The organism is Tannerella sp. (genome assembly GCF_052170195.1).
Classification (GTDB): Bacteria; Bacteroidota; Bacteroidia; order Bacteroidales; family Tannerellaceae; genus Tannerella.
In genome coordinates this window covers 1-12,791 of sequence record NZ_JBQNAZ010000058.1, presented here as the reverse complement: position 1 = coordinate 12,791, position 12,791 = coordinate 1, and the positions used below count along the sequence as shown (strand labels likewise).

11 protein-coding genes and 1 pseudogene are annotated in these 12,791 nt (G+C 45.7%); 11 read left to right on the top strand and 1 reads right to left on the bottom strand.

The window, feature by feature from the left end:
- Nucleotides 1-429 precede the first annotated feature (429 nt).
- The 11 genes and pseudogenes from ACTTKA_RS11190 to ACTTKA_RS11140 all read left to right on the top strand — a co-directional run.
- A pseudogene (locus ACTTKA_RS11190) lies at nucleotides 430-678 on the top strand (peptide chain release factor 3); the annotation flags it as partial.
- Between the two features lie 87 nt (nucleotides 679-765).
- Entirely contained in the window at nucleotides 766-1,542 is a 777-nt protein-coding gene (locus tag ACTTKA_RS11185) for a head GIN domain-containing protein (RefSeq protein ID WP_172793858.1), read from the top strand.
- Nucleotides 1,543-1,588: 46 nt separating this feature from the next.
- The gene (locus tag ACTTKA_RS11180; RefSeq protein WP_074451480.1) at nucleotides 1,589-2,887 is read left to right on the top strand and encodes a S41 family peptidase; all 1,299 of its coding nucleotides are present in this window, start codon (nucleotides 1,589-1,591) and stop codon (nucleotides 2,885-2,887) included.
- 261 nt (nucleotides 2,888-3,148) lie between these two features.
- Complete coding sequence (gene atpD / locus ACTTKA_RS11175; protein ID WP_074449509.1) at nucleotides 3,149-4,672, top strand: F0F1 ATP synthase subunit beta; 1,524 nt, start codon at nucleotides 3,149-3,151, stop codon at nucleotides 4,670-4,672.
- A 4-nt stretch (nucleotides 4,673-4,676) separates the two neighbouring features.
- Nucleotides 4,677-4,922, top strand: coding sequence for a FoF1 ATP synthase subunit delta/epsilon (locus tag ACTTKA_RS11170; protein ID WP_060827399.1), 246 nt, complete (start codon nucleotides 4,677-4,679; stop codon nucleotides 4,920-4,922).
- A gap of 518 nt (nucleotides 4,923-5,440) precedes the next feature.
- Nucleotides 5,441-6,463, top strand: coding sequence for a F0F1 ATP synthase subunit A (atpB, locus tag ACTTKA_RS11165; RefSeq protein WP_442725091.1), 1,023 nt, complete (start codon nucleotides 5,441-5,443; stop codon nucleotides 6,461-6,463).
- Between the two features lie 31 nt (nucleotides 6,464-6,494).
- Complete coding sequence (gene atpE, locus ACTTKA_RS11160; protein ID WP_014224102.1) at nucleotides 6,495-6,746, top strand: ATP synthase F0 subunit C; 252 nt, start codon at nucleotides 6,495-6,497, stop codon at nucleotides 6,744-6,746.
- Between the two features lie 17 nt (nucleotides 6,747-6,763).
- Nucleotides 6,764-7,258, top strand: a complete 495-nt coding sequence (gene atpF / locus ACTTKA_RS11155) for a F0F1 ATP synthase subunit B (protein WP_442725089.1) — start codon at nucleotides 6,764-6,766, stop codon at nucleotides 7,256-7,258.
- A gap of 68 nt (nucleotides 7,259-7,326) precedes the next feature.
- Nucleotides 7,327-7,905 (top strand): F0F1 ATP synthase subunit delta, encoded by a 579-nt coding sequence (locus ACTTKA_RS11150; RefSeq protein ID WP_097560427.1) that lies wholly within the window; start codon nucleotides 7,327-7,329, stop codon nucleotides 7,903-7,905.
- A gap of 32 nt (nucleotides 7,906-7,937) precedes the next feature.
- On the top strand, nucleotides 7,938-9,530 hold the full coding sequence (gene atpA, locus ACTTKA_RS11145; protein WP_442725090.1) for a F0F1 ATP synthase subunit alpha: 1,593 nt from the start codon (nucleotides 7,938-7,940) through the stop codon (nucleotides 9,528-9,530).
- 28 nt (nucleotides 9,531-9,558) lie between these two features.
- Nucleotides 9,559-10,419 (top strand): F0F1 ATP synthase subunit gamma, encoded by an 861-nt coding sequence (locus ACTTKA_RS11140; RefSeq protein WP_442725088.1) that lies wholly within the window; start codon nucleotides 9,559-9,561, stop codon nucleotides 10,417-10,419.
- Between the two features lie 588 nt (nucleotides 10,420-11,007).
- Here ACTTKA_RS11140 and ACTTKA_RS11135 read toward each other — a convergent pair.
- Complete coding sequence (locus ACTTKA_RS11135; RefSeq protein WP_442725087.1) at nucleotides 11,008-12,108, bottom strand: leucine-rich repeat domain-containing protein; 1,101 nt, start codon at nucleotides 12,106-12,108, stop codon at nucleotides 11,008-11,010.
- Nucleotides 12,109-12,791: the final 683 nt, after the last annotated feature.

Sequence of the window (12,791 nt, the reverse complement as noted above, 5' to 3'; positions counted from 1 at the left end):
TTCACAGCACAAAGATAGAAATAAAAAGTGAAAAACGAAAAGTGAAAAGTGAAAAAAAACGAAAAAGTGAAAAGTGAAAAACGAAGAGTGAAAAATGAAAAGTGAAGAGTGAAAAGTGAAGAGTGAAAAGTAGTCAGCAGTAATTAATGTTGTCAATGTAGGGGCGAACCTTGTGTTCGCCCTTTTTTTGTGTGATGTCCGAACGCAAATTTCGCAAATGGCGCGAATGGACGCAATTCAATTGTCAATTGTCAATGGTTAATTGTTATGCGTGGTACACGGAATCCGAACGCCACCCTTTGTCATTCCGAAACGCAGTGAGGAATCCCGCGGGGGAAAGGAAAAGAGAGATTCTTCGCTTCGCTCTGAATGACAGGGAACGATGTCCCGAACGCGAATGTTGTAACTCGTCTTTCGTAATTTTATTAAGTCATTCAGTACCGCCTGCTCCACGAGTACGGAGCGCAATGCCGCTGGGAACCGATCAACCTTTACAAGGCATGCTGGATAGAAAGCGACGATAAAGCAATGCTCGACAGTTTCAAGAAGCGTAAGGCGCAGTATATGGCTGTCGACCATGAAGGGAGGGATGTGTATCTGGCCGACTCGGCGTATGTGCTGACGATGGCGCAGCAAGATTTTCCGGAGATACAATTCCACTTTACATCCGAATTTTAACAGACTTGTCACAGGAATCCGCAGGGCGGGAAGTGTAACATTTCTGCGTTTTTTACGTCTTATCATTGAATTATGAAAATAAATATCATGATGAGGACAATTTTATTATCGGTCATTGCGCTTGTGGCGACAATGAGTTGTGTTGCGCAAGGGCGCATTAAAGGAGACGGGCAGACAGTCGAACGTCAACGAAGTGTAGGGCGCTACAAGGCGCTTAGCGTAGGAAGCGGACTGGATGTTGAAATTTCCGGCGATCTGACGAGTGGTATTGTCGTGGTTGCCGATGAAAACCTTCAGGAATACGTGGAAACAAAAGTGGAAGACGGTACGTTAAAGATTAAAATGAAGCAAGGGTATGGGTATCGCTTCAATGGGAAAAGCCCGAAAGTTATCGTGCCGAATACGGGACAACTCACTGCGATTTCGGCCAGTGGCGGCAGCGATGTGTATACGAAAAATACGACCTTACAGGGAGATGCACTTTCAGTAACCTGTTCGGGAGGAAGTGATTTCAAAGGGGACATCAATGTGAAGACGCTGGACGTGGCATGTAGCGGCGGCAGCGATTTCAACGCTTCGGTAGAGACTGAACGGTGTGATTTAGCGATCTCGGGCGGTAGTGACGGAGATCTGTCAGGTCATGCCAACGTTTGCAGCGTGTCCATTTCGGGCGGTAGCGATTTCAATGCCCACCGATTCGTGATAAAAGACTGTGACCTATCCGTTTCGGGTGGAAGCGATGCCGATATCCACTGCACGGAACGGCTATCGGCCAAAGTAGGAGGCGGATCGGATGTCATGTACACAGGCGATTGTACCGTAACCATGTCGGTCGACAAATCATCGAGCTTAAAGCAGAAGTAATCCGTTTATTTCTCTGTTGACTAACATTATAGAAAGTAAATTCACAATGAAAAGAATTTTTTTATTGCTCTTCTCTGTATCAATATCAAGTGCTGTTAATTTGAAAGCGCAGGATGCTTCGAAAGACTTTACTGATGGACAAAAAGCATATGTCTTGTCAAAATTTTGCACGGAGGTGAAATATAATTATGTATTTTACAATAATTTGACATTCGATTGGGACAGTCTCTGTTTAGCGACTCTCCCCAAACTTTTGGCAACAAAATCAAAAGAAGAGTATGTACGGGAATTACAACGTTTATCGATCGAATTACAAGATGGGCACACTTACGTATATGAAGCCAATTCGGACAATAGCTTGGATTGGATAAAACCTTTTCCATTCAAAACAAAACGGATAGACGACCGAGTTTTTGTAACAAACGTGTTAAGTAGCGATTTTCAAAAACAAGGTGTTGAAATAGGAAGTGAAATCGTAAAAATTGATGGATTGGATGTGATAGAGTATGTAAATCTTTATAAACGTCCATTGGTGTCATATTCAACATCACAATGGTTGGATTATTCCCCTTATGCAGGTTTTGAATTGACAAAGGAGAAAGGTTCAAGAGTATCAAAAATTTTATTTAAAAATCGGGATGGTAAAACCTTTACAATTGAAAGTCATCGAAACATAAACTGGGATATAGCCAATAATACATTTGATTACAAAATATTAAACGGCAATGTGGGGTTATTGAAAATAAATACCTTTATGGGCAATGACTTTAAAAAGGAATTTGATGTTCTGTATCAAAACATCAAAAAGACAGATGCTCTGATTATAGATTTGAGGGACAATATGGGGGGAAACTCTGGAAATGCCGACTATATTATTCGTCATTTGTCCGGCAAGCCTGTAAAGATGGGTAATTGGAGCAGTCGTATGTACATTGCCGCACATGGTTCATGGGGATATCCGCAAGAGTGGTATATGGAAACCCCGGATGATTTAATTCCTGTGAATGAAGAGAATGTATATACCAAACCGGTAATGTTATTGGTAAATGCGGTGACCTTTTCATCTGCCGAAAATTTTTGTGTGGCTTTTCGTAGTGCTAAAAAAGGGAAAATCATTGGTATGCCCACAGGAGGGAGCACAGGCAATCCTATACATATAGAACTTGGCTACGGGATTAATGCTCAAATTTGTACTAAAAATGAATGGGATGCTGACGGGAACAAATTTATTGGAATCGGAATAAAACCAGATGTAGAAGTAAAGGAGAATGTTGATATGTTTATGAAAGAAAAAGATATGGTAATAGAGGAAGCCTTGAAACAGATTAGAAGAGATAAAAAATAACGCCGGCTAATATTGTGCTGGCAATAGGCGAGCTGAATGGTTTCGTATCAACGGATGTACAAAATTCAATTTTCATTCCTTGATTAAAGTTCAGTACTAAAAAACGCCCATCGCCAATACGCAGCCTGCTTAAAGGCTCTGTTCGGAATAGAAAGCCACTGGAAATATCCAAAATGAACATTTTCGATGACTTTTTCATCAATAAATAACATTTTAATATTCATATCTTTGTGCCTAATTTATGAATGAGGATTAAAAAATATGGAGAAAAAGATAACAGGATATATTTCTCAGATCATCGGTCCGGTAATCGATATCAGTTTCGAGAAAGATGATTCCGATACCATCATTCAGCTACCGTCTATTCATGATGCCGTTTCGATCAAACGGCCCGATGGGCGGGTGCTCATAGCTGAGATACAGCAGCATATTGGCGAGAACAGTGTACGCTCGGTGGCGATGGACTCGACCGATGGTCTGCGACGGGGTATGGAAGCTGTGTCGGACTATGCACCGATCCGTGTGCCTGTCGGTGAACAGACGAAGGGACGTGTACTCAATGTTATCGGTGAGGCTATTGATGGTATGACCGCTTTGGACGAAGCCGGAGCTATGCCGATACATCGTGAGCCTCCTAAGTTCGAAGACCTTTCGACATCGCAAGAGGTCTTGTTTACCGGGATCAAGGTGATCGATTTGCTGGAGCCTTATCTGAAGGGTGGAAAAATCGGTCTGTTCGGCGGAGCCGGTGTGGGTAAGACAGTGTTGATTAAGGAACTGATTAATAATATAGCCAAGCGGCATAACGGATTCTCTGTTTTTGCCGGAGTAGGTGAACGTACGCGTGAAGGGAACGATCTTTTGCGTGAAATGATCGAGTCTGGTGTCATTCGTTACGGGAAAGCGTTTGAGGAAGCGATGGAACGAGGAGAATGGGACTTATCGAAGATTGATTACGAAGAGTTGAAAAAATCTCAGGCTACGCTGATCTTCGGTCAGATGAATGAGCCGCCCGGAGCACGTGCATCAGTGGCCTTATCGGGTCTGACTGTTGCTGAGTCGTTTCGTGATACGGGGGGAGGTTCGAGAGATATTTTGTTCTTTATCGACAATATCTTTCGCTTTACTCAGGCAGGCAGTGAGGTGTCGGCTTTGCTCGGGCGTATGCCTTCAGCGGTCGGGTATCAGCCTACCTTGGCTACTGAGATGGGAAATATGCAAGAGCGTATCGCTTCGACTAAAAGCGGCTCCATCACATCGGTACAAGCGGTGTATGTTCCCGCTGATGACCTAACGGACCCTGCGCCGGCAACAACATTCTCGTATCTTGATGCGACGACGGTATTAAGTCGTAAAATTACAGAATTAGGTATTTATCCGGCCGTTGACCCGCTCGAGTCTACCTCTCGCATCCTCGATCCGAATATCGTCGGAGAAGAACATTATCGTACGGCGCAACGCGTGAAACAGATTCTGCAACGCAACAAAGAGTTGCAGGATATTATTTCGATTCTCGGCATGGAAGAATTGTCGGACGAAGATCGGCTGACCGTCAATCGTGCTCGCCGCGTGCAGCGCTTTTTGTCGCAACCGTTTTCTGTGGCAGAACAGTTTACCGGGGTTCCCGGTGTGATGGTTTCAATCGAAGATAATATAAAAGGCTTCAAAATGATTCTTGACGGAGAAGTAGACGATTTGCCCGAGCAAGCTTTCCTGAATGTCGGAACGATTGAAAATGCAAAAGAAAAGGCTGCGAAAATCAAAGATCAGGTAGATAAAAAATAAGGAGATGTTGAAAATAAGGATGATTTCTCCTTCCGGAACCGTATATCAAGGAGAATGCTCACGTATTGTATTTCCAGGTGAAGTAGGGCGATTCGAAGTCTTGCCGAAGCATGCACCGATCATCTCGTCATTAGTCGAAGGAGAAATCGAATGTTATGTTGCTTCGGGTGGAGAAGCCCGTCGCATAGCTATACGAAGCGGATTTGTAGAAGTGAAAGCGGACCAGATAACGGCCTGTGTAGAGATATAAAACATGTATTGTGATCAGAATAAGAAAAATGAGTAGTGCATATTCACATAAAACGGTCAATACATTTGTGCTTGGAAGTATTTTGATGTTTGGAGTCATTGAATTGGCGGTTGTCTACCGGTTTTTTCCGAAAAGCTATACGTCGTATATGCTCCTGAATCCCTTGTATTTCTTTTTGTTAGGTCTGACGGTACTGTTGGCGGTGTCTCGTATCGAGAGCAAACGTTTGCATCCCGGACGTGCTGTTGCGCGGCTGATGTTGTTAAACACTTCGCAGTTTATTCTCTCGGCCTGCCTTTTGTTTTATTACGTTTACCGGATCCATGTACAATGTAGAGCGTTTTTACTTACCTTCGGGCTGTTTTATATTTGGTTTATGTGCGTCAAATTGTTTGTGTTGTACAATATCGATTCTCAACACAAGCATCATAAAAGAACGAGGACCCCAAAAGATGAGAAGAAAGTATAGTGGTATAAAAATCAGAGTGCTGATGGGTATGATCGGTCTCCTGACCGTCATGTCGTCTTCTTCTGTGTATGCCCAAGACCATAAGCCTGAAATCAATGCGGTAGAGATTATCTTTGATCATGTACAAGACCGTTATTGGTGGCATATTACAACGATCAACGATCGGCACCTGTCAATCTACCTGCCGGTGATTGTTTATTCTTCGACGACGGGATGGCACGTGTTTTCATCTTCTCGTCTTACACATGACGCCTCATATAAAGGTTTTTACATCGCGTCCGAAGGGAATTATGCCGGAAAGATTGTCGAACGTGATGTCGGTGGTGCGGAAGTACGTCCATTGGATATTTCTTTGACAAAAAATGCGCTGGCGTTGATCATCAATTCGATTATCATGCTGGTCATCTTTCTGTCTGTTGCGAGATGGTATAAATGCCATCCCAAGTATGCCGTTCCGGGTGGATTCGTGGGAGCTGTTGAAATGTTTGTAATGAATATTGAAGATGAGGTGATACGAAAAAGTATCGGAAAAGATTATGCGCGATATTCTCCGTATCTCCTGACGGCATTTTTCTTTATCTTTATTAACAACCTGATGGGGTTAATTCCGATTTTTCCGGGAGGAGCCAATACGACCGGAAACATTGCAATTACATTCACACTTGCTATTTGCACGATGGTTGCCGTTAATGTGTTTGGGAATAAGGCATATTGGAAAGATATCTTTTGGCCGGATGTACCGATGTGGATGAAAGTGCCAATTCCTCTGATGCCTATCATCGAGCTGTTTGGGCTGATCTCGAAACCGTTTGCTTTGATGATTCGTCTTTTCGCGAATATAATGGCAGGGCATTCTATTGTCATCGCACTTACTTGTCTTGTATTTATCACGGCTAAGATGGGGGCTGCAATGCATGCCGGTATGACAGTCTTTTCCGTTTTATTGTCGGTGTTTATGAACTGTCTCGAGCTGCTTGTCGCTTATATTCAGGCGTATGTGTTTACGATGCTTTCGGCCGTGTTTATCGGGCTTTCGAGACCGGAGCATCAACGTGAAAAAGTAAAGAAATAAAATAAAAATAATAATTTTAAATTAAAGGATTATGACACTGTTAAACATGATGTTGCAAGCAACAACAAACTTGGGTGCATTTGCCGCACCGTTGGGAGCCGCTATTGCTGTTATTGGAGCCGGTCTCGGTATTGGAAAAATCGGTTCAAGCGCGATGGAAGCGATCGGACGTCAGCCCGAAGCAGCCAGTGATGTACGCATGTCGATGATTATTGTCGCGGCATTAATTGAAGGTGCGGCGTTATTTGCAATCGTTGTTTGTCTGATGGCTGTGAACAGTTAACAAAAAAGATTTAGAGCATGTCATTGTTAACACCCGATTTTGGACTGTTATTCTGGATGTTGCTGTCTTTTCTGATTGTTTTCGGACTATTGACAAAGTTCGGCTTCCCCGTCATCACCCGAATGGTCAATGAACGCCGGGAATATATTCAGCAATCGCTTGCGGCAGCCGATGAGGCAAATCGCAGGTTGGCAGAGATCAGGATGGAGTCGGAGGGCATTCTGGACGAAGCCCGTGTGCGTCAAAGTGAGCTGATCCGGCAGGCTACTGCTGAGAGTGACAAGATGATACTGGATGCTAAGGAGAAAGCCGCTGCAGAGGCACAGAAGCAACTGGATGAAGCGAGGCGTCAGATAGATGCTCAGAAACAGCAGGCTGTGAGCGATATTCGTGGGCAGGTTGCACGCTTATCCGTTGATATTGCAGAGAAAGTGCTTCGTCGGCAGTTGGATGATCCTGCGCGGCAGGAGATTTTCATTGCCCACTTGCTGGACGAGATAGAAAAGAATTAGATCGTAAGGGAGATTCAACCTGTTCTCAGTCTCTCTCTGGCGGGGTTGTGAACGGATGATAATGAAGAATGATGAATGCAGGATTGATTTCTATACGATATGCGAAAGCATTGTATGAGTATGCTTTGGGACGAAACGAGGAGCAGGCGCTTTATCAACGCATGCAAACACTCTCGTCGATGCTCCGCGGCATTCCGAAACTGCGTGATACGCTTTCCAGCCCCGTAGTTCCCGTCAAATACAAAAAGGAAATACTGAGAGAAGCTGCCGGTCCCGAACCCGAACAGTCCTATCTTGATTTTGTCAGGTTGATCCTGAAGAATAACCGGGAGGGTATGTTGTATGATATTGTGCTAAGTTACCAGACATATTATCGCAGGAGAAAGAATATCAGCATCGTTCACCTCACATCGGCTCGGCCGATGAGTGAAGAAATGCTCACGCGTATCCGTCGGCAGGTGGAAAAACGGACTCGGGGAGATGTTGAATTTTCGGCACATACCGATCCGACAGTGGGGGGAGGTTTTATCTTTCAACTGAACGATATGCGATTAGATGCTTCTGTCAGAGGACAACTTGCGCGACTGAGGCGGCTGTTGCTTGCTTCAGCCGGTATAGGTATGCGTGAAACCGAACATGTGCGATAAAACATATTTAATCATATTTATTCATGGATAAAATGTCTGACAATATAAAATTAAGTGAAGTCTCCGAAGTGCTCAAGATGCAACTTGAGGGGATAGACATGAAACTCGAATTCGATGAGGTCGGTACGGTCTTACAAGTCAGCGATGGCGTGGCCCGTATATACGGACTGCATCATGCCGAGGCCAATGAACTGCTGGAGTTTGAAAACGGCGTGATGGGTGTGGTGATGAATCTTGAAGAAGATAATGTGGGAGCCGTTCTACTCGGTGCGACCGACAAGATTAAAGAAGGGTTTTCTGTCAAGCGTACGAAAGAAATCGCGTCGGTCGATGTGGGCGAAGGGATGCTCGGACGAGTCATCGATCCGTTGGGTACACCGCTTGACGGTAAGGGCGAGATTCAGGGGGTACGTTGCCGGATGCCATTGGAGCGTAAGGCTCCGGGAGTCATCTTCCGCCAACCAGTCAGTCAGCCGTTACAAACGGGATTGAAGGCAATTGACGCGATGATCCCTATCGGTCGCGGGCAGCGCGAACTGATCATTGGCGACCGGCAGACGGGAAAGACCGCCATCGCCATCGATACCATTCTCAATCAACGTGCGAATTTTAAGGAGGGCCAGCCTGTTTATTGTATCTACGTGGCTATCGGGCAAAAAGGATCGACGGTGGCTTCAGTGGTTCAGACGTTGCGAGAAAAGGGGGCGTTGGACTATACGATTGTCGTGGCGGCCAATGCGTCGGATTCTGCGGCTATGCAATACTTCGCACCTTTTGCGGGAGCAGCGATCGGTGAATATTTCCGTGATACGGGACGGCACGTTCTTGTTGTGTACGACGATCTTTCCAAACAAGCCGTCGCTTATCGTGAAATTTCGTTGATTTTACGTCGTCCGTCGGGGCGTGAGGCTTATCCCGGAGATATCTTTTATCTGCATTCGAGACTGTTGGAACGTGCAGCTAAGATCATCAGTCAGCAGGATGTGGCGGAACAAATGAACGATTTGCCGGAGAGCCTCGTAGGGAAAGTGAAGGGCGGTGGATCACTAACGGCTCTGCCGATTATTGAGACACAGGCGGGTGATGTTTCCGCATATATTCCGACGAATGTCATTTCTATTACGGACGGACAGATTTTTCTTGAAAACGATCTGTTCAATCAGGGTATCCGTCCGGCAGTCAATGTGGGAATCTCCGTGTCGCGTGTCGGAGGAAGTGCACAGATAAAAGCAATGAAGAAAGTGGCTGGTACGCTGAAGATTGATCAGGCGCAATTTCGCGAGTTGGAATCGTTCACCAAGTTCGGAGGCGATCTGGATTCCGTAACGGCTTTTGCCATTGATAAAGGGAAGAAGAACACGGAGTTGCTTGTTCAGCCACAGTATGCTCCGATGCCAGTCGAAGAACAGATCGCGATTCTTTATTGTGGAACAAACGGTTTGCTTAAAGATATTCCTGTAGAGCAAGTGCGTGAATTCGAGCGGACCTTTTTGCAGATACTTCGAAATAATCATCAGGACGATGTGTTGAAACCGTTCCGTAATGGACAATTCGATATGGAGGTGGCGACGATTATCGAAAAAGTGGCCGGCAGTATCCGTTTGGAATCGTCGTCTAGAACGTAGATAAATGTATAGGGTTGTGTATTAAACAATGGCACTGAAAGAAATAAAAGAACGCATCCGGTCAATCAGAAGTACCCGAAAGATCACTTCGGCAATGAAGATGGTTTCGTCTGCAAAGCTTCACAAGGCACAGCATGCGATCGAAAACATGCTTCCCTATTCTGCATCGTTGCATCATGTGATGAACTCATTACTGTCGGGCGAATATGCGAATTCGCTTTGTGATGATCGCGAAGTGAAGCGGGTTGCGATTGTTGCCTTTTCTTCCGATGGATCGTTGTGCGGAGCGTTCAACACCAACATTATACGCGCAACGCTGAAAACGATCGAAGAATATGATCGGTTGTCTGCTGAAGACATTCGTCTGTATACCGTCGGAAAAAAAGTTTTCGACGCGATTCGCGAGAGTGGGTACATCGTGGAAAAAAACTTCGAAGGACTTGCGGAGAAACCCGATTATACAACGATTGCAGAATTTGCAGGCTCTTTAATCCGGGAGTTCGAAGCGAAGAGACTCGATAGGGTGGAATTGATTTATTATCATTTTGAAAGTGCTGGTAAGCAGATGTTAAAGCGTGAAACAATATTGCCACTCGTGCTTCCCAAACCGCAAGAAGAGAAAACGTGGTCTGTGGCAGAGTATATTGTTGAACCTTCGCGCGAAGCCTTGCTTCGTGTATTGATTCCGAAGAGTGTCAAGTTGAAACTGTATACCGCTTTGCTTGATTCAAGTGCATCGGAACATGCCGTGCGTATGATTTCCATGCAGGCGGCTACAGAGAATGCTGATAATCTAATCAGCACTCTTACCGTCGAATACAACAAGTCTCGTCAGCAAGCTATTACGAATGAACTGCTCGATATCATTGGTGGAGCTTTCGGACGGTAGATCATTAAGGAATAGGCGATTGTTGTATGTATATATCGGTGATAGGTAATTTAATAGTTAATTGCTGTTCCGTGTATCCGGAAAATAACCATTTACCATTGATACTTAACAATTAAATTATATCAGGCTTTCAGCCCTCCGCCGAAGGGGGCGCCTTTTTTCCCAACGCTTCGCTCTTCCCCCCTTTGAAGGGGGGCTGGGGGGATGCTTCTCTGCGTTCGGATAACCCGGCATAACATAATTCAATTGTTAATGGTTAATTGTCAATTGTTATACCAGGCACATGATTCGGCGTGTACCACGCATAACAATTAACCATTGACCATTGACAATTAATTTGTCATTCAGAGCGTAAGCGAAGAATCTCTTTCCTTTTCCCCGCGGGATTCCTCACTACGTTCGGAATGACAAAGGGGAGAGGCGGAATGACAAACGCGGTTATTTGCGCCCATTTGTGTCATTTGCGAAATTTGCGTTCTGATAACCCAACATCACACAAAAAAAGGGCGAACACAAGGTTCGCCCCTACATTGACAACATTAATTACTGTTGACTACTTTTCACTCTTCACTTTTCACTTTTCGTTTTTCACTTTATAAGAATTTTGGTTACCCGTTCTCCTACGCGCACCACATACACGCCGGAGGACAGCGGAAGAACATGGTCGCCGGAGGGGAGCGCGAGCGTTTTTACCATTGCACCGTTTACATTATATATATGTACCGTCTCGGCCTTGGGCAGGGTGAGGCGCAGTGCGCCGCCGGCGGCAAAGATGCGCAGGCCGTCGATCGTTTGATTGGCTGTAGTCTCATTGATCTTAAAGTCTTTCCAGACAGGCGCAGTCTGATACTTCGCCTTGGTGCCTTTGGGTACTTTCAGCGTTACGCCCGAGAGCGTAACACTAGCATAAACATCTGGGTCGATGGCAAGCGGTGTATTCCACGCTACGGTTACATCCGTCAACGCCGTGCAACCCGCAAAGGCACGCTGTTGGACGGAAGTAACGGAACCCGGGATTTTGATGCTTTTCAAGGCAGAGCAATACAAAAAAGCATTCACTCCGATGGTAGTAAGTCCCTCGGGCAGCGTGATACTTTGCAGTGTGCAATCGGAAAAAGCAACGATTCCGATTTCCTTTACCCCCACGGGTACGGTAAAGGCGGTGCCCGGTTTCTTTATTGGATAGCAGACCAGCTCGGTCTTCGCTTTGTTGTAAAGCACACCGTCGGCCGAAGTGAAATGGGTATTACCGGCTGCCACCCCGATGGCCGGCAGAGCCGTGCATCGCAAGAAGGCTGAACGTCCGATGGCGGTAACCGTGCTCGGGATCGTAATCCCGTCGAGCTTATCGCACTCCTGAAAAGCACGCTCTCCGATGGTGGTAACCCCTTCGGGCAGCGTGATATTTTGCAGCTGCCCGTAACCCCAAAAGGCAGACTCTCCTACGTTGGTTACGCCACTGCCGATCGTGACGGTTTCGATTTCGTCTCGGAAAGCCTTCCAAGGTTGATCGCTTCCAGACGCGTAGTCCGGCATGGCGCCCGTTCCGGTGATGGAAAGGGTTTTGGTGCCGGCGTCATAGCTCCAGTTCAGCGGTCCGGTGGTTCCGCTGTTTTGCGCCGCAGCGCCAAGGGTCGTCAACAATAAGAAGAGACCCGTCATCCATAAAGTAAACATTTTCTTTTTCATCGTTTTGTACAATTTAATGTTAATAATCATTTTTCGTTATTCACTATTTGTTATTCGTTTCTTTTATTGTTCAGAGCGTTCTTTCCGTTACTTTTGGCTTGACCCAAAAGTAACCCAAAGGTCAAGGCTTCGTGCGCTTCGCTTCGCTCTTTCCCCCCTTTGAAGGGATAACATCCCCCCTTCGCTTCGCTCTTTCCCCCCTTTGAAGGGGGGGAGGGGGGATGTCCCTCTGCGTTCGGGCACATAACCATTGACAATTAACTATTAACAACTGAATTACGTCAGGCTTTCAGCCCTCCGCCGAGGGGGTCGCCCTTTTTTCCCAACGCTTCGCTTCGCTGCACATTGGGCTGAATTAATACGCCCTTTCAGGGCTGTTTTTCAATGGTTAATTGTCAATTGTTATGCGTGGTACACGCCAAATCATGTATCCGGCATAACCATTAACCATTGACAATTAACCATTAATTTGTCATTCAGAGCGTAAGCGAAGAATCTCTTTCCTCTTCCTCGCGAGATTCCTCACTGCGTTCGGAATGACAAAGGGGGCATTCGGAATGACAAACACAGTTATTCGCGTTAATTTGCGCCCATTTGCGAAATTTGCGTTCGGTTTGTTTTCCCAACGCTTCGCTTCGCTGCGCATTGGGCTGAATTAACGCGCCCTTTCAGGGCTGTTTTTC

Bases quoted from the DNA above. Each gene is read 5' to 3' on its own strand.
- ACTTKA_RS11185 (WP_172793858.1), top strand. From the start codon at position 766: ATGATGAGGACAATTTTATTATCGGTCATTGCGCTTGTGGCGACAATG.
- ACTTKA_RS11180 (WP_074451480.1), top strand. From the start codon at position 1,589: ATGAAAAGAATTTTTTTATTGCTCTTCTCTGTATCAATATCAAGTGCT.
- atpD (WP_074449509.1), top strand. From the start codon at position 3,149: ATGGAGAAAAAGATAACAGGATATATTTCTCAGATCATCGGTCCGGTA.
- ACTTKA_RS11170 (WP_060827399.1), top strand. From the start codon at position 4,677: ATGTTGAAAATAAGGATGATTTCTCCTTCCGGAACCGTATATCAAGGA.
- atpB (WP_442725091.1), top strand. From the start codon at position 5,441: ATGTCGTCTTCTTCTGTGTATGCCCAAGACCATAAGCCTGAAATCAAT.
- atpE (WP_014224102.1), top strand. From the start codon at position 6,495: ATGACACTGTTAAACATGATGTTGCAAGCAACAACAAACTTGGGTGCA.
- atpF (WP_442725089.1), top strand. From the start codon at position 6,764: ATGTCATTGTTAACACCCGATTTTGGACTGTTATTCTGGATGTTGCTG.
- ACTTKA_RS11150 (WP_097560427.1), top strand. From the start codon at position 7,327: ATGATGAATGCAGGATTGATTTCTATACGATATGCGAAAGCATTGTAT.
- atpA (WP_442725090.1), top strand. From the start codon at position 7,938: ATGTCTGACAATATAAAATTAAGTGAAGTCTCCGAAGTGCTCAAGATG.
- ACTTKA_RS11140 (WP_442725088.1), top strand. From the start codon at position 9,559: ATGGCACTGAAAGAAATAAAAGAACGCATCCGGTCAATCAGAAGTACC.
- ACTTKA_RS11135 (WP_442725087.1), bottom strand. From the start codon at position 12,108: ATGAAAAAGAAAATGTTTACTTTATGGATGACGGGTCTCTTCTTATTG.